At 42.6% G+C, this 18,712-nt stretch carries 15 protein-coding genes; 10 read left to right on the plus strand and 5 right to left on the minus strand.

The features are described 5' to 3' along the window. Positions 1-2: 2 nt before the first annotated feature. The 8 genes from M3I01_RS02030 to M3I01_RS02065 all read left to right on the plus strand — a co-directional run bounded on the left by M3I01_RS02030 (position 3) and on the right by M3I01_RS02065 (position 9,134). A complete protein-coding gene (locus M3I01_RS02030) occupies positions 3-1,142 on the plus strand; it encodes a murein hydrolase activator EnvC family protein (protein ID WP_255893902.1) in 1,140 nt (379 codons plus the stop codon). Positions 1,143-1,194: 52 nt separating this feature from the next. Then, positions 1,195-2,472, plus strand: a complete 1,278-nt coding sequence (locus M3I01_RS02035; RefSeq protein ID WP_255893903.1) for a S41 family peptidase — start codon at positions 1,195-1,197, stop codon at positions 2,470-2,472. 21 nt (positions 2,473-2,493) lie between these two features. Beyond that, the gene (locus M3I01_RS02040; RefSeq protein ID WP_275564890.1) at positions 2,494-3,672 is read left to right on the plus strand and encodes a divergent polysaccharide deacetylase family protein; all 1,179 of its coding nucleotides are present in this window, start codon (positions 2,494-2,496) and stop codon (positions 3,670-3,672) included. 475 nt (positions 3,673-4,147) lie between these two features. Further along, the gene (locus tag M3I01_RS02045) at positions 4,148-5,260 is read left to right on the plus strand and encodes a branched-chain amino acid ABC transporter substrate-binding protein (RefSeq protein ID WP_255893905.1); all 1,113 of its coding nucleotides are present in this window, start codon (positions 4,148-4,150) and stop codon (positions 5,258-5,260) included. A 96-nt stretch (positions 5,261-5,356) separates the two neighbouring features. Continuing rightward, the gene (locus tag M3I01_RS02050) at positions 5,357-6,268 is read left to right on the plus strand and encodes an ABC transporter permease subunit (protein WP_255893906.1); all 912 of its coding nucleotides are present in this window, start codon (positions 5,357-5,359) and stop codon (positions 6,266-6,268) included. Beyond that, on the plus strand, positions 6,269-7,543 hold the full coding sequence (gene livM / locus M3I01_RS02055) for a high-affinity branched-chain amino acid ABC transporter permease LivM (protein WP_255893907.1): 1,275 nt from the start codon (positions 6,269-6,271) through the stop codon (positions 7,541-7,543). Next, positions 7,540-8,424, plus strand: coding sequence for an ABC transporter ATP-binding protein (locus M3I01_RS02060; RefSeq protein WP_255893908.1), 885 nt, complete (start codon positions 7,540-7,542; stop codon positions 8,422-8,424). The genes livM and M3I01_RS02060 overlap by 4 nt, the downstream gene beginning before the upstream one ends. Beyond that, positions 8,421-9,134, plus strand: a complete 714-nt coding sequence (locus tag M3I01_RS02065) for an ABC transporter ATP-binding protein (RefSeq protein ID WP_255893909.1) — start codon at positions 8,421-8,423, stop codon at positions 9,132-9,134. The genes M3I01_RS02060 and M3I01_RS02065 overlap by 4 nt, the downstream gene beginning before the upstream one ends. A 169-nt stretch (positions 9,135-9,303) precedes the next feature. On the opposite strand, the gene M3I01_RS02070 is transcribed toward M3I01_RS02065, so the two are convergent. The 5 genes from M3I01_RS02070 to glnA all read right to left on the minus strand — a co-directional run bounded on the left by M3I01_RS02070 (position 9,304) and on the right by glnA (position 14,797). Then, positions 9,304-9,861: an L-threonylcarbamoyladenylate synthase gene (locus M3I01_RS02070; RefSeq protein ID WP_275564891.1), complete on the minus strand. Its 558-nt coding sequence runs from the start codon at positions 9,859-9,861 to the stop codon at positions 9,304-9,306. 156 nt (positions 9,862-10,017) lie between these two features. Further along, on the minus strand, positions 10,018-10,398 hold the full coding sequence (locus M3I01_RS02075; protein WP_255893912.1) for a DUF3461 family protein: 381 nt from the start codon (positions 10,396-10,398) through the stop codon (positions 10,018-10,020). Between the two features lie 154 nt (positions 10,399-10,552). Next, on the minus strand, positions 10,553-11,986 hold the full coding sequence (ntrC, locus tag M3I01_RS02080) for a nitrogen regulation protein NR(I) (RefSeq protein WP_275564892.1): 1,434 nt from the start codon (positions 11,984-11,986) through the stop codon (positions 10,553-10,555). Further along, positions 11,983-13,068 carry a nitrogen regulation protein NR(II) gene (gene glnL, locus M3I01_RS02085; RefSeq protein ID WP_255893913.1) on the minus strand — a complete coding sequence of 362 codons (1,086 nt, stop codon included), beginning with the start codon at positions 13,066-13,068 and terminating at the stop codon, positions 11,983-11,985. Before glnL ends, ntrC begins: the two co-directional genes overlap by 4 nt. A 322-nt stretch (positions 13,069-13,390) precedes the next feature. Continuing rightward, entirely contained in the window at positions 13,391-14,797 is a 1,407-nt protein-coding gene (glnA, locus tag M3I01_RS02090) for a glutamate--ammonia ligase (RefSeq protein ID WP_275564893.1), read from the minus strand. A 348-nt stretch (positions 14,798-15,145) separates the two neighbouring features. Here glnA and thiI point away from each other — a divergent pair, with 348 nt between their 5' ends. Next, on the plus strand, positions 15,146-16,597 hold the full coding sequence (gene thiI, locus M3I01_RS02095) for a tRNA uracil 4-sulfurtransferase ThiI (protein WP_255893915.1): 1,452 nt from the start codon (positions 15,146-15,148) through the stop codon (positions 16,595-16,597). Positions 16,598-16,846: 249 nt separating this feature from the next. Then, the gene (typA, locus tag M3I01_RS02100) at positions 16,847-18,667 is read left to right on the plus strand and encodes a translational GTPase TypA (protein WP_275564894.1); all 1,821 of its coding nucleotides are present in this window, start codon (positions 16,847-16,849) and stop codon (positions 18,665-18,667) included. The last annotated feature ends 45 nt before the right edge of the window (positions 18,668-18,712 follow it).

Consider the following 18,712-nt stretch of genomic DNA (forward strand, 5'->3'; position numbering starts at 1 on the left):
GGATGATCTTATTATCTCGTTGTCTGCTTTTGTGTTTAATCTTGCTGCCCAGCCTTGGCTGGTCAGCAGGTGAGCCACAAACACCAGAGGAGGCTAAGCAACAAATTCAAACATTGCAGAAAGATTTAAAGAAACTTAATGGTTGGCTGAAGGATCTTAAATCTGAACGGTCTGATGTGGAAAAGCAGCTTGAAGGCAAAGAAAAAGATATTCAAGAGCTGCTTAAAAAGATTCAAGGTATTCAAGATGGCTTAAAAAAAGGAGAGAAGCAGCTAGGAGAATTAAGAATTCAGCAGCGCTCTCTTCAGTTAAGTATTCAGCAACAAAATGAACAAATAGCCGCCCAATTAAGGGCGGTTTATCGTTCCGGCAATGAAGAAAGCGTTAAGTTATTATTGAACGGCGACAGTTCGGAAGACGCTCAGCGTTTAGTGCAATACAATCGTTATTTTTCTAATGCTCGACAGTCTCTGATCAACGGTTTTATCAATGAAGTGAGTGATTTGAGTCTTGTTGAGAAAAGCATTCGAAGTCATCGTGCTCAGCAAGCGAGAGAAGAAACGTTATTAAAAGCAGAGCGTAGTCGTCTCACTGGCCAACAGGCCGATCGACGTAATTTGCTGGCCAAGCTAGACAGTGACTTGGCGAAGGGGGATAAACGCTCGAAGCAGTTACTGAAAGATCAGCAAAATTTACAGGAAATGCTACAGCGCTTAGAAGAAGTACTTGCGGATATAAAGATTCCTGATCAGGATGTGCCTTTTTCCTCGCAACGTGGCAAGCTAGTCCGTCCTTTAAGAGTGGTTGCTGAGCTGCCGATTGATGGAAGTATTAATTTAGGCGGAGTGACATTACGCGCCAAAGAAGGTGAACCGGTTCATGCTATTTTCCAAGGTAGAGTGGTGTTTTCTGATTGGATGCGAGGTTTCGGCTTTTTACTTATTTTAGACCATGGTGATGGTTACATGTCATTATACGGTTATAATCAAAGCTTGTTAAAAGAAGTGGGTGAATGGGTTGGTGCGAATGATACTGTCGCTATGGCAGGAAGCACAGGCGGCCGCCCTGATACTGCTTTGTTTTTTGCGATTCGCCATAACGGCACGCCATTAAAACCACTCTCTTGGGTGAACGCTGGTTGATTTACACGACACACTCAAACCCGCGGCCAGTAAAGAAGTAATAGGAATAAATATGATCAATCTACTGCGACAGCACATTCCCTTTTTATTTATAGTGTTATTCGCGCAGCCTGTTTTTTCTGCAGACACCCAAGAAAAATCCATTTTACCGACTGCTGAAATCCAATCTTTTGTTGAGACTTTTGAAACCATTCGTGAAGGTTATGTAGAAGTCTTGTCTGATGAGGATATTCTCAACAAGGCGCTAAAAGGTATGGTGTCAGGCCTTGATCCTCATTCAGAGTATTTTACAAAAAGTGAATTGGTTGATTTCAATGAGCTGACTTCCGGAAATTATGCGGGGATTGGTGTGGAAGTTGAAATGAGAGACAACCATTTGATAATCGTCACACCGGTTGATGCTTCGGCGGCAGCGGAAGCAGGGATTTTACCGGGCGATGTTATTATTAAAATTGATAATACGTTAATTACAGATCTGGGCATGCAAGATATCGTGACACTCATGCGCGGTGAAATTGGCACCACAGTGACCTTGGATATTGAGCGTGATGGGGACGTTAAACACTACGAACTCACCCGACGATTGGTCGAAGATAAAAGTGTGACTGAAAAGTGGTTAGACGATGGTATTGCGTATTTTCGTCTCAGTCAGTTTCAAGGTGATAGTGCATCAGAGTTTTATCAATCCATTGATAAGCTGGAGCAAGAAAGAACCATTAAAGGCGTTGTTTTAGATTTACGAAATAATCCTGGCGGTGTTTTGCAAAGTGCCGTTGGCGTCGTAGATGCCTTTATTGATAAAGGTATGATTGTTTACACCAACGGTCGCCATGAAATGTCTAAGGGGCAGTTTATGGCAACAAAGAAAAACACCAAACTTGGGACAGTTCCTCTTGTCGTACTGATAAATGAAGGGTCCGCCTCGGCCTCTGAAATTGTGGCGGGTGCTTTACAAGATCACCAGCGTGCCGTGATTTTGGGTACGGAAACCTTCGGTAAAGGCTCTGTTCAAACGGTGGTTCCATTGTCTAATGGCGATGCGGTAAAGTTAACTACGGCCTTGTACTACACGCCAAATGGCCGCTCCATCCAAGCGCAAGGTATCACGCCTGATCTTGTTGTCCCGCAAGCGACGTTGACGTTCGAAAAGGGACAGTTCTTTATTAAAGAAGCAGAACTTAAAGGGCATTTAGACAATGGTACGGGTGGTAAAGAGCGAACAAGCGCAGATGTGAAATCTGATATTAGTGAACTCGCACAAACGGATTTCCAGTTATTTCAAGCCGTTACTATTCTGAAAACTCTGCCTAAGCTAGTTCAGAAACAGTAATTTTTAAGTAAACGTATTTTTTTGGTAAACACTCGCTTGGTTGATTTAAAGAAAGTCTCTGTTGTTATGTTCTTTTTGTTTTCCTTATACGGGTGGGCAAATGAGTTGGATAGTATTGCTGACCGTGCGCAAACAGTAATCAGTAATGATGACGATGCGGTTCAACTTGAAGAAACTCAAATTATCGAACAAGAAACCCCAATTTTTTTTGAAGTACCTACCGTTCTTCCTGAGCATTTAGGTCCTTTAGTTGTTCCAAAAAAACCTTCCTCAGAGAAGGCGTCAGATAGCCCTGTCGCTTCTACTCCCCCTTTATTGCCTAACCTTCCAATATTGGATGAACCCCAGCCTTGGGTGCCAACGATGGTGCCTTTTTTGGATGCGCCGAGTCTCCATCAGTATGATTCTCATTCTAAAGACAAGCCTCTTTCACCGATCGTTAAGCCAGAGTTAGATCGTAAAGTGCCTGAGGGTAAGGTGATTCCCGCTAAAATACTGGCCGTTGACATGCATCCAAAAAGGGCAAGGATTGCCATTCTAATTGATGATCTTGGTTATAGTCGTCAAGGGATGGCGTCTTCTTTGGCGTTACCTTATGAAGTTGCTTTGGCCATTTTACCAGAAACCCCTTTTGCTCTACCAACGGCGTTAACGGCGAAAGAGCAGGGTAGAATCACTTTGTTGCATGCTCCAATGGAAAACCAGCGAGAGTTGAAATTAGGCCCTGGTGGCTTGTATGCCAATATGACCGAACATCAGTTAAAAGTGACGTTGAATAAGGATTTAGATGGTTTGCCCGGAATTCAAGGTGTGAATAATCACATGGGAAGCTTATTAACGACCAAAGCGGATTCGATGAAGTGGGTCATGGAAGTACTAAAAGACCGCTCTTTGTTTTTTATTGACAGTTTAACGAGCCCTAAAAGCGTGGCGAAAAAAATAGCCCAAGAATATGGCTTGAAAACAGTCAGTCGTGATGTGTTTTTAGATAACATTCGAACGGAAAAAGCGATTGATAGGCAATTTTCTCGCCTAATAAAGCTAGCAAGGCGTCATGGGAGCGCGTTGGCGATAGGTCATCCTTATCCTGAAACAATGGCATACCTTAAAAAGCGTCTTAACCATTTAGAAGCTGACGGTGTTCGTCTTGTTCGCTTATCTGACGTACTTGAGACAATGCCTCAGCATACCAAAGAGTAATTCACACTTTATGTTTTTATTGGGCCGGAGTTTTTTGATAAAAAATAAGAGTTTTTTTTAATTTTTGTTTTTCTTTTTGTAATACATTGTATAAGTAGCCTGACCTATTGTGGTTGCTACATATATCCCTTGATATAAATTTTTACATACCACTTCCAATTTTTGTGCTTACTCAGTGCGAAACACCCCTTCTATAAGTACAAAAAACTATAAAAAACACGTTGAACAGTGTTTTATTTCGCCTTTTTAAAAGCAAATAGAATTTTGTTTACGTTTTTTACATTATTTGTGCGCACTACTATTGACCAAAGATTAGTCTAATATTACTGTGTAGCCTTGTTGCGGTGCACATTTTTTGAATACTTGCTGCGAAAGTTCCATAATTTATACCTTTCCATGAGGACTATAATTTTTTGGAACACTTCTTGCTTTTGAATAATAACGATAAAACACAAAACGAGTAGAGGCTTTTCTTATGTCAAATGCGGTTATTAAAAAAACATTAATATCTCTTGCTGTTGCTGGAGCGGTAACAATGGCTCATGCAGATGTGGTCATTGGTGTGGCGGGTCCACATACAGGCGCTTATGCAGCATTCGGTGAGCAATTGTGGAAAGGGGCTGAAAAAGCAGCAGCAGACATCAATGCTGCGGGCGGCCTTAATGGTGAAATGATCAAGCTTATAAAAGCGGATGATGCTTGTGAACCTAAGCAAGCCGTTTCTATTGCTAACCGTCTTGTCGATTCCGATGGTGCGTTAGCGGTTGTCGGTCATTTCTGTTCATCTTCATCTATTCCAGCGTCAAGAATTTATGAAGAAGCGGGCGTTCTAATGGTAACACCTGCCTCTACAGCTCCTATGCTTACCGATCAAGGTTTTCCTAACGTTTACCGAGTATGTGGTCGTGATGACCAGCAAGGCGACGTAGCAGCAAGCTACATTGTTGATACTCTAGGTGCTAAACGTGTTGCGGTTATTCACGATAAAGATACTTATGGTAAAGGTCTTGCTGATGCCATGAAATCAACTCTTAACGCTTACGGCTTAAAAGAAGTGATGTACGAAGGTCTAACGCGTGGCGAAAAAGATTTCAACGCGGTTATCACGAAAATTCGCTCAGTTGATGCTGATGTTGTTTATTTCGGTGGTCTCCATTCCGAAGCTGGCCCACTAGTTCGTCAGTTACGTGAACAAGGCTCTAAAGCCATCTTTATGTCAGGTGACGGTATCGTTTCTGACGAGTTTGTGTCTGTTGCGGGTTCTCCTGAATATGTTGAGGGCGTATTGATGACCTTTGGTGCAAGCCCAACGTCATACCCAGCGGGCAAAAAAGTAATCAAAGAGTTCCGTGATGGCGGTTATGAGCCAGAAGGTTATACGCTTTACTCTTATACTGCGATGCAAGTCGTTGCTGCAGCACTATCTAATAACAACTTAGATCCAGTGAAAGCCTCTGAATGGTTGAAGTCTAATTCTGTTAGTACCGTAATGGGTAAGAAAGACTTTGATGAAAAAGGCGATTTGACCGTTTCTGATTACGTTATGTATGAGTGGGATGCTCAAGGTAAATATCATCAAGTAAACTAATTTCTATTTAGTTTAATTCACTTTTTTACTGGCATAAGGATAGTGCCAGTAAACAAGTCCTCTCTATTTTAGCTAAAACTCCCACGAGGTCTTACAATGGATATCGTTCTCCAGCAGTTGGTAAACGGTCTTACCCTTGGCTCTGTTTATGGGCTCATTGCGATCGGTTACACTATGGTATACGGCATTATTGGCATGATTAACTTCGCCCATGGTGATGTTTACATGGTGTCTGCATATATCACGGCTATTGCCATTGCTCTTTTAACATTTTTCGGTATCGAATCTTTCCCTATCATTATCATCGGCACGTTATTTTTAACGGTTGCTGTGACAGGTGCTTACGGTTGGGTGATCGAGCGTATTGCATACCGTCCATTGCGTAACTCTAGCCGCTTAGCCGTATTGATTTCGGCGATAGGTATGTCTCTTATTTTACAGAACTATGTACAACTTAGTCAGGGGGCTAACCAACAAGGTGTACCTACTCTTTTGACTGGCGCTATCCGCTTTACGGTGGGTGATGGTTTTGTACAAATTACTTATATGAAATTGCTTATTTTGTTTATTTCCCTTTTGGGAATGGGCATATTGACTTACGTTATTCAAAAAACAAAGTTAGGCCGTATGTGTCGTGCCACTCAGCAAGACCGAAAAATGGCTTCTATTTTGGGAATAGACACGGATAAAGTTATTTCAACCGTTTTTGTTATTGGTGCCATGATGGCCGCCTTAGCGGGTGTGCTTATAACGCTCGATTATGGTGCATTTGATTTCTATGTCGGCTTTATTATTGGCATTAAAGCCTTTACTGCTGCGGTATTGGGTGGTATCGGCTCGTTACCTGGTGCTATGTTAGGTGGACTTATTCTTGGCTTGTCCGAAGCCTTGTTTGCTGGATTGATCAGCTCTGATTATAAAGATGTCTTCTCATTCTCTTTATTGGTTCTCATTCTGATTATTCGCCCAAGTGGCCTTCTAGGCAAACCTGAAGTGGAGAAAGTATAAATGAGCCAAGCAGTTGGAATAAATTTTAAGAAAAGTAGCATTGATTCGCTCGTTGCGGGTTTTTTAGCGCTCATCTTGTTTGGCCCTATTGTTGGGGTGCTGCTGGATGGTTATGACTTTGATTTTGAATTTGACAAAGTGGCCTGGATGGTCGCGATTGTTGTTGTTGGGCGTTTTGCTATCTCTAGCTTTTTTCAGACAGAAAAAGGCGTTGCAATGGCATTTCGCTATGCTAGCAACGATGATGGCGCAACGGTTCTCGCGCCTGGGCATAAATCGAAGATGGTATGGATTATCCCATTGGTGATTGCGGTAGGACTTTTAGTCCCTTTCATTGCTTCTAAATACGTACTTACGGTGGTTATCTTAGGGTTAATCTACGTACTACTTGGCCTTGGTCTTAATATCGTTGTGGGCCTTGCAGGCTTACTGGATTTGGGCTTCGTTGGCTTTTACGCTATTGGGGCTTATGGTTTAGCATTGGGTTATGAAAACCTAGGGCTTGGTTTTTGGTCAATGTTACCGATTGCCGCTCTTTTAGCGGCATTTGCAGGGGCAATACTGGGCTTTCCAGTGTTACGTATGCACGGCGATTACTTGGCGATTGTTACCCTTGGTTTTGGGGAAATTATTCGTCTTGTATTAACCAACTGGGCGTCGTTTACTCATGGGCCTAATGGTATTTCTGCACCGTTACCAACGCTATTCGGACTCGAATTCAAGCGTCGTTCTAGTGATGGTCAAACCTTCCATGAATTTTTTAATCTTCCGTACGATTCTGCCTACAAATATATGTTTATATATTTGGTCTTATTCGCTGTTGTCTGGGCGGTTCTTTTTATCAAGCATCGCTTGGTGAAAATGCCGATAGGCCGTGCTTGGGAAGCACTTCGTGAAGATGAAATTGCTTGTCGTTCACTTGGTTTGAATCATGTATTGGTAAAACTTTCTGCCTTCATGTTGGGTGCGTCAACAGGTGGTTTAGCGGGTGTGTTTTTTGCTACCTACCAAGGTTTTGTTAATCCGTCTTCCTTTACTTTCTTTGAGTCTGCGTTAATTCTTGCCATTGTTGTTTTGGGCGGTATGGGCTCAACGTTGGGGGTGGTTATTGCCGCTTTCTGTCTTACTGTTTTACCTGAAGTATTAAGAGAGTTCGCCGAGTACCGTGTCTTAATGTTTGGTATTTTGATGGTAGTAATGATGGTTTGGAAACCTCGCGGTATTGTTCGTGTAACGCGAACCGGTTTTGCAACGAGAAAAGGGGCAGTGAAATGAGCCAAGAACATGTCTTAAAAGTAGAAAACTTGGTGATGCACTTTGGCGGTATTAAAGCGTTAAATGATGTGACCTTTGATATAAAGCGTGGCTCCGTATCTGCCTTGATTGGACCAAATGGGGCAGGTAAAACAACGGTATTTAACTGTCTTACAGGTTTCTATAAAGCAACGGGTGGTAAAATTTTACTGTCCGCCGCAGGAAAAGAAACCAGCATAATCAAAGTGTTGGGAGAGCCTTTCCAGCCAACAGACTTTTTATCTCCCTTTGCTTTCTTTCGTCGCCTTAAGTACAAAATGTTTGGTGGTTCGCATTTAGTGAATCGTGCTGGGTTATCTCGGACTTTTCAAAATATTCGATTGTTTAAAGAAATGTCTGTTGTGGAAAACTTATTGGTTGCTCAGCATATGCGAGTCAATCGCAGTTTGATTTCAGGCATTTTAAATACCAAGGCATATAGGAAGTCTGAGGAAGAAGCATTAGAACGTGTGTTCTATTGGTTGGGTGTCGTGGATCTTGTAGATTCAGCGAATCGCTTAGCAGGAGAGCTTTCTTATGGTCAGCAGCGTCGTTTAGAAATTGCTCGTGCTATGTGTACGAATCCTGAGATCGTTTGCTTGGATGAGCCTGCGGCGGGTTTAAACCCTTCTGAAACCGAAGCACTTACCAAAATGATCCGTGTTTTACGTGACCAGCACAATACAACAGTGCTGTTAATAGAGCACGACATGGGGATGGTTATGGACATCTCGGACTATATTGTTGTATTGGATCACGGTGAAGTCATCGCAAAAGGTGGTCCTGATGACATTAAAAACGACCCGAAAGTCATTGCTGCTTATCTTGGTGCAGAAGAAGATGATGAAGAGGTGACACTATGACATCTTTGATGGAATTTAAAGAGGTTGATGTCCATTACGGGCCAATCCAAGCGTTAAAAAAAGTTTCTTTAACGATCAATGAAGGTGAAATTGTTACCTTGATTGGAGCAAATGGTGCGGGTAAGTCGACGTTACTAATGTCTATTTTTGGACAGCCACGTATTTCTTCTGGAGAAATTATTTATCGTGGTGAGGATATTTCACAAAAATCTGCGCATTATGTTGCGTCGAATGGTCTTGCTCAATCACCTGAAGGCCGACGTATTTTTCCAAGTATGTCGGTAGAAGAAAACCTTTTGATGGGGACGATTCCGATCGGCATGGATCATGCCGAAGAAGATATGCAGCGCATGTTTGGATTGTTTCCTCGCCTATTGGAGCGTCGTAATCAGCGAGCTTCAACTATGTCTGGTGGTGAGCAGCAAATGCTGGCGATTGCTCGAGCATTGATGAGCCGTCCGAAGTTGTTATTATTGGATGAACCGAGCCTAGGTTTAGCCCCCATTATTGTTAAGCAAATCTTTCAAATTTTGAGAGATGTAGCTAGCACGGGTATGACAATTTTCCTTGTAGAACAAAACGCCAATCATGCATTGAAACTGGCTAATCGTGGCTATGTGATGGTCAATGGTGAGATTCGTATGACGGGCTCAGGTCAGGAATTATTGGTTAACCCAGAAGTGCGTGAAGCTTATTTGGGCGGGCACTAAGCTAGAAATTCTCTTCTATAGAGTTATCTAGTTTTACGCTTATTATCAAAGCGGTGTTTCATTTATACATTAAATGAAATGCCGCTTTTTTATTTATGTGGATAAAAAGATCGTTTTTACACAAGAAGTTCAATAGAGGCGTCGGCAGAAGTGAAAAATGTGTTACGTGCTATGCTCTAAAGAGTTTGTTCGTCAAAATGTCTTTAACTTGCGAAGGTTGGGAAGCTTCTCCAAGTGACGCATGAAAGATAGCGTCAATTTTGTCCCCAAAGTACGCATAGACCTCGTCTTCACACATCGCAGGAGCAAGTCCTGCAGGGTTTGCCGACGTAGATACAATCACGCCTTTAAAAGCGGCACATAGGCGCTGTACTGGGCTATGCTGAGAGAGTCGTATAGCGACGCTTTTGTGTTCTCCTCTTACCCAGCTGGGGGTGATTTGAGTATCGGGTACTACCCAAGAGGTCGGTGTCTCATTAAGGCTGACTAGACGCTGTATGGCATCGCTGTTTAATGTTTTTAGCCAAGGTGTTAGCTCTTCTTGAGAGCCAGCAATGAGAATCAACCCTTTTGATTCAGAGCGAGATTTCAGTGCTAAAATTCGTCGTACAGCTAGTTCATTAAAAGGATCACAGCCTAATCCCCAAACTGCTTCGGTAGGGTAAGCAATGACGCCGCCTTTTCGAATGATGTCAGCAAGCTCGGTTTCAGAAGTTATAAGGCGCATATGAATGAAGGCTCGAATGGGTGTTAGAAAGATATTAGTGCAGAAGATTGTAGCGAGATTTTTAGAAAGGGGCTAGCAGGACTTCCTTCTATCAGCAAGGTGGTCATACTGACTCAGCCAAGAGGAAGGAATACCTGCTACATAGTCTGAATAGACTTATTTCATTGCGGCAATTTTTTCTTTGATTTCATTGATCTTGCTATTTACCACTTTTTCTAGATGTTCAAGCTCTTTGACCAAGTCATCTTTTGTCACTTTAACTTCATGTTGTCTGCCAACAATGAGTTCCAGCTCTTCCATTGCTCGTAATACGATAAGAGAAGGCTCTTGTACTTGACGATAGGTTTGCTGGCCACCGTCAGCTAATACCGTTTTTGTTGAGCGACCAAATTTGAATTTTTTACTTTTAGGTAGCAAAGAACCTTTTTCACGACGGTAATAAATTTTTAAAACATCGTGGCCGCCTTCAAAGCGTAAAGTGAATTTTTCAATGTCCTGTATGCTTGTGATACCCATGGACTGGAGTGTTGGATACATAACCGTTTTCCTGTTTATTAATAGTCATTCAATAGACATTAATTAGTAGGGGATTGTGGGTATAAAAGCAAGTCAAAAATAGGAGAAAAGCTGAGATAACGCAGGCAATGTGTGAATAGCTTTGCCTGCATTGTTTTTTCTTAGCTAGAAGCGATTAATCGTCGTCTTGTTCCGCATGATCAATGTTTAATTCTTTGATTTTACGTGTCAACGTATTACGTCCCCAGCCTAATAAAAGAGACGCATCTCGACGGCGTCCACCTGTATGGGCGAGAGCGGTTTCAATCATAATACGCTCAAATTTTGGAACAGCTTGATCGAGAATGCCTTTTTGTCCTGTTGCTAGTGTGCTGTCGACCCAATTTCTAAGGGCTTCCTCCCATGATGCGAATGGCTGTTCATAAGGTGCGGCTGCGAGTAATTCTGGTGGTAAATCTTCAACTAATACTTCACGTCCTGACGCCATAACGATTAGCCAGCGACAAGTATTTTCTAGCTGACGAACGTTACCGGGCCATTCCAGTTGAGTAAGATAATTTTCGGTTTCTTTGGTCAGCAGCTTAGGTTCAACAGAAAGCTCATCTGCGGCACGACTCAAGAAGTGGCGTGCTAATTTTGGAATGTCTTCACGGCGCTCTGATAACTTAGGCAAATGAATGCGGATGACGTTTAGACGATGAAATAAATCTTCACGGAATGTTCCTTTTTGCACCAAATTTTCTAAATTTTGATGTGTGGCAGCAATGATACGAACATCGACTTTCACCGCGATATGGCCGCCTACTCGATAGAACTCGCCGTCTGCAAGAACTCGCAGTAAGCGAGTTTGTGTTTCGGCTGGCATGTCACCAATTTCATCTAAAAATAAGGTGCCACCGTTGGCTTGTTCGAAACGGCCGCGGCGCTGAGTATTCGCACCGGTGAATGCGCCTTTCTCATGGCCAAATAGTTCTGATTCAATTAAATCGTGTGGAATGGCAGCCATATTAAGGGCGATGAAAGGGTTAGCAGTGCGAGGGCTATGAGTATGTAATGCCTTTGCGACTAACTCCTTACCAGTTCCGGATTCTCCATTAATTAGCACAGTGATGTTTGAGTTAGCGAGTCGGCCAATGGCGCGAAAAACTTCCTGCATGGCAGGGGCTTCACCGATGATTTCTTTGTCTACTTCTGGCTCGACTTCTTCTTCCATAAAATCTGTGCTGGGTCGTGCATTTCTATGATGCAGTATGGCGCGTTTTACAAGGCTAACGGCTTCTTCAACATCAAACGGTTTTGGTAGATATTCAAACGCGCCTCCTTGATAAGATGCCACGGCACTTTCAAGGTCTGAATGCGCCGTCATAATGATGACAGGCAAATAGGGGTGATCTTTTTGTAGTTTTTCGAGCAGTGCTAAGCCATCCATTCCAGGCATGCGAATGTCACTGATGATGGCACTTGGCTGCTCTTTATCTAACATGTTTACTAGGTTTTCAGCAGATTCAAACAGACGGCATTGAATTCCCTCTTGCTCTAATGTCTTTTCCAATACCCAGCGAATTGAGCGGTCGTCGTCAACAATCCATACGGTTTCTTCTGGTGTCATGAGTGTTTCTCCTGGTGTTGGACTGCCATATCAATGGGAATCAATATATTAAATTCGGTTTCTTTAGGGTAACTGTTGCACTCCACTATTCCGTGGTGTTGGTGAATAACGGATTGGGCGATAGAAAGGCCTAAACCGGTTCCATCCGCTCTAGCGCTTACCATTGGATAAAATAGTGTTTTTAATATGGCTTCAGGAATGCCAGGACCATTGTCAATGATGCTGATTTTGCAAACTAAGCGGTGACGTTTTGAACCTATGGTGAATTGACGTAAAGCACGAGTCACTATATGAATGGTTTTACTATGATTGTTTTCGTCTTCCATTAGGGCTTGCATAGCGTTTCTGGTGATATTGAGTAATGCCTGTATTAATTGTGACTCATCACCAATCAAATCTGGAATACTAGGATCATAGTCTCTAATGAGCTGGATTTGATTGTCGGTTTCAACGGAAATCAACTGCCTGACTCGTTCGATTACTTTGTGTACATTTAGAGGTTTGTTTTTAGGAAGTTGTCTGGGGCCTAATAGCCTATCAACAAGATCGCGTAAACGATCAGATTCTTCAATAATGACTTGTGTGTAATCATTTAGCGCTTCATCGGTAAAGGCCCGACTAATAAGCTGCGCAGCACCACGGATTCCACCTAAAGGATTTTTGATTTCGTGGGCAAGACCTCGTACCAGCTCTTTGCTGGTTTCATGGTTCGCTATTAACTCATCTTCTTGTGAGATGCGCTTCATTCTGTCTCGTGGATACAGTTCTATAATTAGGCTTTCTGTGTCATTTGATGTGCCCATTATCGGGGTAACTGTGTAATCACAAAAAAGTTTTTTGTTATTGCTGCACTCGATTTCAGCTTCCCGCTTAGTGAATGGGTGGCCGGACTCTATAGCGGCTTGGAGGGCGTGGATGCTGTCTTCGTTTTCACGAAAAGCGGCTCCAAGGTCGTGGCCATAAATTCGACGACGACTTACTGCGAGCAGCATTTCAGCGGCCGGATTTAAGTATTCGATCTCGAGCTTGTCATTCAATTGAACAACAGCGGTGGATAAGTGGTCGATTAATAAGCTATACACAGACAGTGCCTCACTATTGACTCCTGCTTTATGAACTCTTTGCACGAAGTGTGTACTTATAAATACGCTGTTAAAAATAAATGCGTCTTTACGTCACTTCTGACCTCGTGCGAAGGCCTCTTATTGTTTCCTATAATGGTAGTTGCAAAAAGCGAACCAACATTGGGCGATTCGAAATAGCTTATATATTAAGGCTTTTGTATCAATGAAAAATCTAAATGCACAATTATAGTGCATGCTGGTGTGGCCGTGATGCTTATTTTGTGCAAAAAAAGCCCCGATCTGCGTCGAGGCTTTTTAGGTATTTTAACGACCTAATAGTTTATAGGCTGTAGTACAGCTCAAACTCAAGAGGGTGAGTTGTTGTGGCAACGCGTTGTGCTTCAGCTGTTTTTAGCTTGATGTAAGCATTGATCATGTCATCAGAGAACACGCCGCCTTGAGTCAAGAATCCGCGATCTTCGTCTAGACATTTAAGCGCTTCTTCTAGGCTGCCAGCAACCTGAGGAATAGCCAATGCTTCTTCAGCCGGTAAATCATACAAATCTTTGTCTGCTGCATCGCCTGGGTGAATCTTGTTTTTGATACCATCTATACCTGCCATCAACATTGCAGAGAATGCTAGGTATGGGTTAGCGGTTGGATCAGGGAAACGAGCTTCAATACGTTTGCCTTTAGGGCTTGCAACGTATGGGATACGGATAGAAGCAGAGCGGTTACGAGCTGAGTAAGCAAGCATTACAGGCGCTTCGAAATGTGGAACAAGACGCTTGTAAGAGTTAGTTGAAGCGTTAGTGAACGCATTCAATGCTTTAGCGTGCTTGATAATACCGCCAATGTAGTAAAGCGCCATTTCAGATAGGCCAGCGTATTGATCGCCAGCGAATTGGTTTTCACCATTTCTCCAAAATGACTGGTGAACGTGCATGCCAGAACCGTTGTCGCCAACGATTGGTTTCGGCATAAATGTCGCCGTTTTGCCATAAGCATGAGCTACGTTATGTACGCAGTACTTAAGGATTTGAACTTCATCTGCCTTTTTAACGAGTGTGTTAAATTTAACACCGATTTCGTTTTGGCCAGCAGTCGCTACTTCATGGTGATGAACTTCGATAACCAAGCCCATTGTTTCCATTGCGCCACACATTGCAGCGCGTAGGTCATGATGAGAATCAACAGGTGGTACTGGGAAATAGCCGCCTTTTACGAAAGGACGGTGGCCCATGTTGCCGCCTTGAATCTTCTTATTAGAAGACCAAGCCGCTTCTTCAGAGTTAATTTCTACTGAACAACCAGACATGTCTGTTTTCCAGCGAACATCATCAAAGATGAAGAATTCAGGCTCAGGACCGAAGAATGCAGTATCGCCAAGGCCGGTAGACTTTAGAAACTCTTCAGCGCGAATGGCAACAGAGCGTGGATCACGATCGTAGCCTTGCATAGTAGAAGGTTCAATGATGTTACAGCGAACAATAACAGTCGGCTCTTCAGTGAAAGGATCGATAATAACGGTGTCGTCCTGAGGCATCATGATCATGTCTGATTCGTTGATACCTTTCCAGCCAGTAATGGAAGAACCATCAAACATCTGACCGTTTTCAAAAAACTCTTCGTCTACCGTAATAGCTGGAATTGATACGTGTTGTTCTTTACCTTTAAAATCGGTAAAGCGAAGGTCAACCCACTTCGCGTCATGCTCAGCAATCAAGGCAAGGGTCTTGTTTGACATAGTTGTTCTCCAGTCGTAGTGAAAGCGAAATTACTTTTCGTTTTTTAAGAGTGCTTTAATATAAAGCGTCATTTATCGAGTTATTTATCAAGTATAAAGTAAGCATAACTTGTGCCAGAATTTCGTGCGGCCTTATAATGTTTTATATAACAATAAGATAGAGGCTTTTCATTTTAAATTGCAGTTGCTAATAGTCTGAATATGCTTTTAAAAAATCATGTCTGCACTATTTTGGGTCGTTATTAGGTGTATTTGATCTATATTGGTGCGAATTTAGCGTTTTCGTATCGATACGCTTTTCTTTATACTACGCGCCCTTTCTTATATTTGGTATAAATTACACCCGCCATGAAATTTATTGTTAAGTTCTTTGCAGAAATCACCATTAAAAGCAATCCAGTCAGAAAGTCTTTTATTAAACAGCTTCGACATAATATAAGGTTGGTGCTAAAAAAATATGATGCCGATGTTACTGTGTCTGGAAATTGGGATTTTATAGAGGTCTTTTCTGATAAAGATGAGCTACGAGAGGGCTTTACTGAGGCCTTGTCTAATGTCGCGGGTATTGCGCATTTTCAATTTGTTCGTGAGTTTCCCTTTATCGATCTTGATGGCATCGTTGAGCAAGCGATAGTGTCGTATGGTGAGACAATAAAAGACGCCGTATTTGCAGTGCGAGTCAAACGCGTAGGGCACCATGACTTTACTTCGGTAGATGCAGAGCGGCATATTGGCGGCTGCCTTAAAGCACGATGTGGTGCTTTGGCTGTACGTTTAAAAAATCCTGAGGTACTGGTTCCTATCGATATTCGTGATAATCGGGTGTGGATGATCGAGCAACGTGTAAAAGGCTTGGGTGGTTACCCACTTGGTTCGCAAGATCCCGTTTTATCTTTGATGTCTGGCGGCTATGATTCAACAGTCAGTTCTTTTTTAACCATGAGTCGCGGGCTAAAAACGCATTTTTGCTTTTTCAACTTAGGTGGTGATGCTCACGAGATAGGTGTGAAGCAGGTTTCTCATTTTATTTGGGAGAAATATGGTTCGGCATTAAATGTAAAATTCATCACAGTACCTTTTGAGGCGGTTGTTGGTGAGATTTTGACGAAAGTTGATAACGCTGAAATGGGCGTTATCCTAAAGCGTATGATGTTGCGTGCTGCCTCTCAACTGATGGAGCAGGTTGGTGCAAAAGCCTTAGTAACAGGCGAAAGTGTGGCTCAGGTATCGAGTCAAACCTTGATTAATCTAAAGGTAATTGATCAAGTCACGGAAGAATTAGTACTTAGGCCTTTAATTACCACGAATAAACAAGAAATCATCGACAAGGCAATCGAAATAGGCACCGCGCCGTTCGCCGCCAGTATGCCAGAGTTTTGTGGTGTGATTTCGGTTAAGCCGACCATTCGAGCCAAAATGTATCGTGTTGAACAACAAGAATCTAACTTTGATTTTGACGTCTTAGAGCAAGCGATTGCCAATGCGCAGACGATGTCTATTCAAAATGTAATGGATGATGTTGCTAAACAGTATCAAGGTGAAGTGCCGGTAGTTCGTATGCCTGTGGGCGATGAAGTCATTATTGATATCCGTCATCCAGATGAAGCGATTAACCGACCATTAAAAGTCAGTGGCCGGCCTGTTAAGGTTATTCCTTTCTTTGCATTAGACTCTAACTGGTCAGAACTAGATTCTGGTACAACCCATCTGCTTTATTGTGGGAAAGGGGTCATGAGTCGTATGCATGCTTCTTATCTGTTGGGTAAGGGGTATGAGAATGTTGGTGTTTATTTGCCCTAATTAAGCATTGTTAAGCGGTAGCACTATTGTAGTAATTGGATGTTACCGTTCTGAACTGAATGTGCATTGTTCCCCTATTGAAGTATTTATATGGACTTTTTTCTCCACTTTAATGGGATATTTTTCAATATAAGGGTACAATTGCGCGAATTTTATCCCGCACCAAGATCCGAGACGCTTGAAGAGCATACCCGCCCGTATCAAGCGGCGGTTTGTCTTTTTGCTCACACCAAATACAGAGAACTATAAATGTCTAATGATATTAGTAAGTTACGCAATATTGCCATCATTGCGCACGTTGACCATGGTAAAACTACCTTAGTTGATAAACTATTGAGCCAATCCGGCACGTTGGATCGTAAAGATGAGGGTTCTGAACGAATCATGGATTCTAACGATCAAGAAAAAGAACGTGGTATCACTATATTGGCGAAAAACACGTCAATTATGTGGAAGGATTACCGTATCAATATCGTAGACACACCTGGACACGCTGACTTCGGTGGTGAAGTAGAACGTGTGCTTTCTATGGTTGATTGCGTATGCCTATTGGTTGATGCAGTTGACGGTCCAATGCCGCAAACACGTTTTGTAACCTCTAAAGCATTTGAGCAAGGTTTGCGTCCGATTGTTGTTATCAACAAAGTCGACCGTCCTGGTGCTCGTCCTGATTGGGTTATGGATCAAGTATTTGATCTTTTTGATAACCTTGGTGCAACGGAAGAACAATTAGACTTCCCTGTTATTTATGCTTCTGCAATCAATGGTCAGGCTGGTACTGATCCAGATAATTTGGCAGATGATATGACACCGCTTTATCAAATGATTGTTGATAGCGTGCCTGTGCCAGATGTAGATCCAGAAGGCACCTTCCAAATGCAAATTTCTGCATTGGATTATGACAGCTATGTTGGTGTTATCGGTGTAGGTCGTATCACACGCGGTAGTTTGTCTCCTAACCAGCAAGTTGTAGTTAAATCTGCTGACGGTAAAGAGCGCAAAGGTAAAGTACTAAACGTGAAGGGCTATCATGGTCTGGCACGTGTTGATACTGATAAAGCGTCTGCTGGCGATATCGTTTGTATCAATGGTATTGATGGTCTAAGCATCTCTGATACGTTGTGTGATCCTACTTGTGTTGAAGCGCTTCCACCTTTATCCGTTGATGAGCCAACAGTAAGCATGACTTTCATGGTGAACGATTCTCCGTTCGCTGGTAAAGAAGGTAAATACATAACGACTCGTAATATCTCAGACCGTCTAGATCGAGAGCTTATCCACAACGTTGCATTACGTGTTAAGCAAGGTGAAACACCAGATAAATTCATCGTATCTGGTCGTGGTGAGCTTCACTTGTCTGTATTGATTGAAAGTATGCGTCGTGAAGGTTTCGAAATGGGTGTATCTCGCCCAGAAGTAGTTATCAAAGAAATTGACGGTGTTAAATCCGAACCATTTGAAATGGTAGTAATCGATGTTGAAGATCAACATCAAGGTTCTATCATGGAAGAAATTGGCTTGCGTAAAGGCGAGTTAACAAACATGGAACCAGATGGCAAAGGCCGTACACGTCTTGAATTCATGATGCCATCACGTGGTTTGATCGGTTTCCGTGGATTGTTCCTAACATTGACGTCTGGCTCTGGTATTTTGACCAGTGTTTTCGATCATTACGGTCCAGTGAAAGATGGCGAAGTTCAAAGTCGTAAAAACGGCGTATTGGTTAGCATGCTGACAGGTAAAACGGCCGCTTACTCTTTGTTTAACTTACAGAGCCGTGGACGTATGTTCCTAGGGCACGCGGTTGAAGTTTACGAAGGTCAAATTATCGGTATTCACTCACGTGATAACGATTTGGCAGTTAACCCTGTTAAAGGTAAGCAGCTGACTAACGTACGTGCATCTGGTACAGATGAAGCATTGACGTTGACGCCACCTATTCGCCAAACGCTAGAGCAAGCGCTTGAGTTCATCGAAGACGATGAATTGGTAGAAGTAACGCCAGAAAGTATTCGTGTTCGTAAGAAGTTATTGACTGAAAACGAACGTAAGCGTTTCGGTCGTAAATAAATAGTTTGATAAAGTAATTCGAAAGAATTGCTTTAAAGAAGCAGC

Source organism: Marinomonas maritima (genome assembly GCF_024435075.2).
Classification (GTDB): Bacteria; Pseudomonadota; Gammaproteobacteria; order Pseudomonadales; family Marinomonadaceae; genus Marinomonas; species Marinomonas maritima.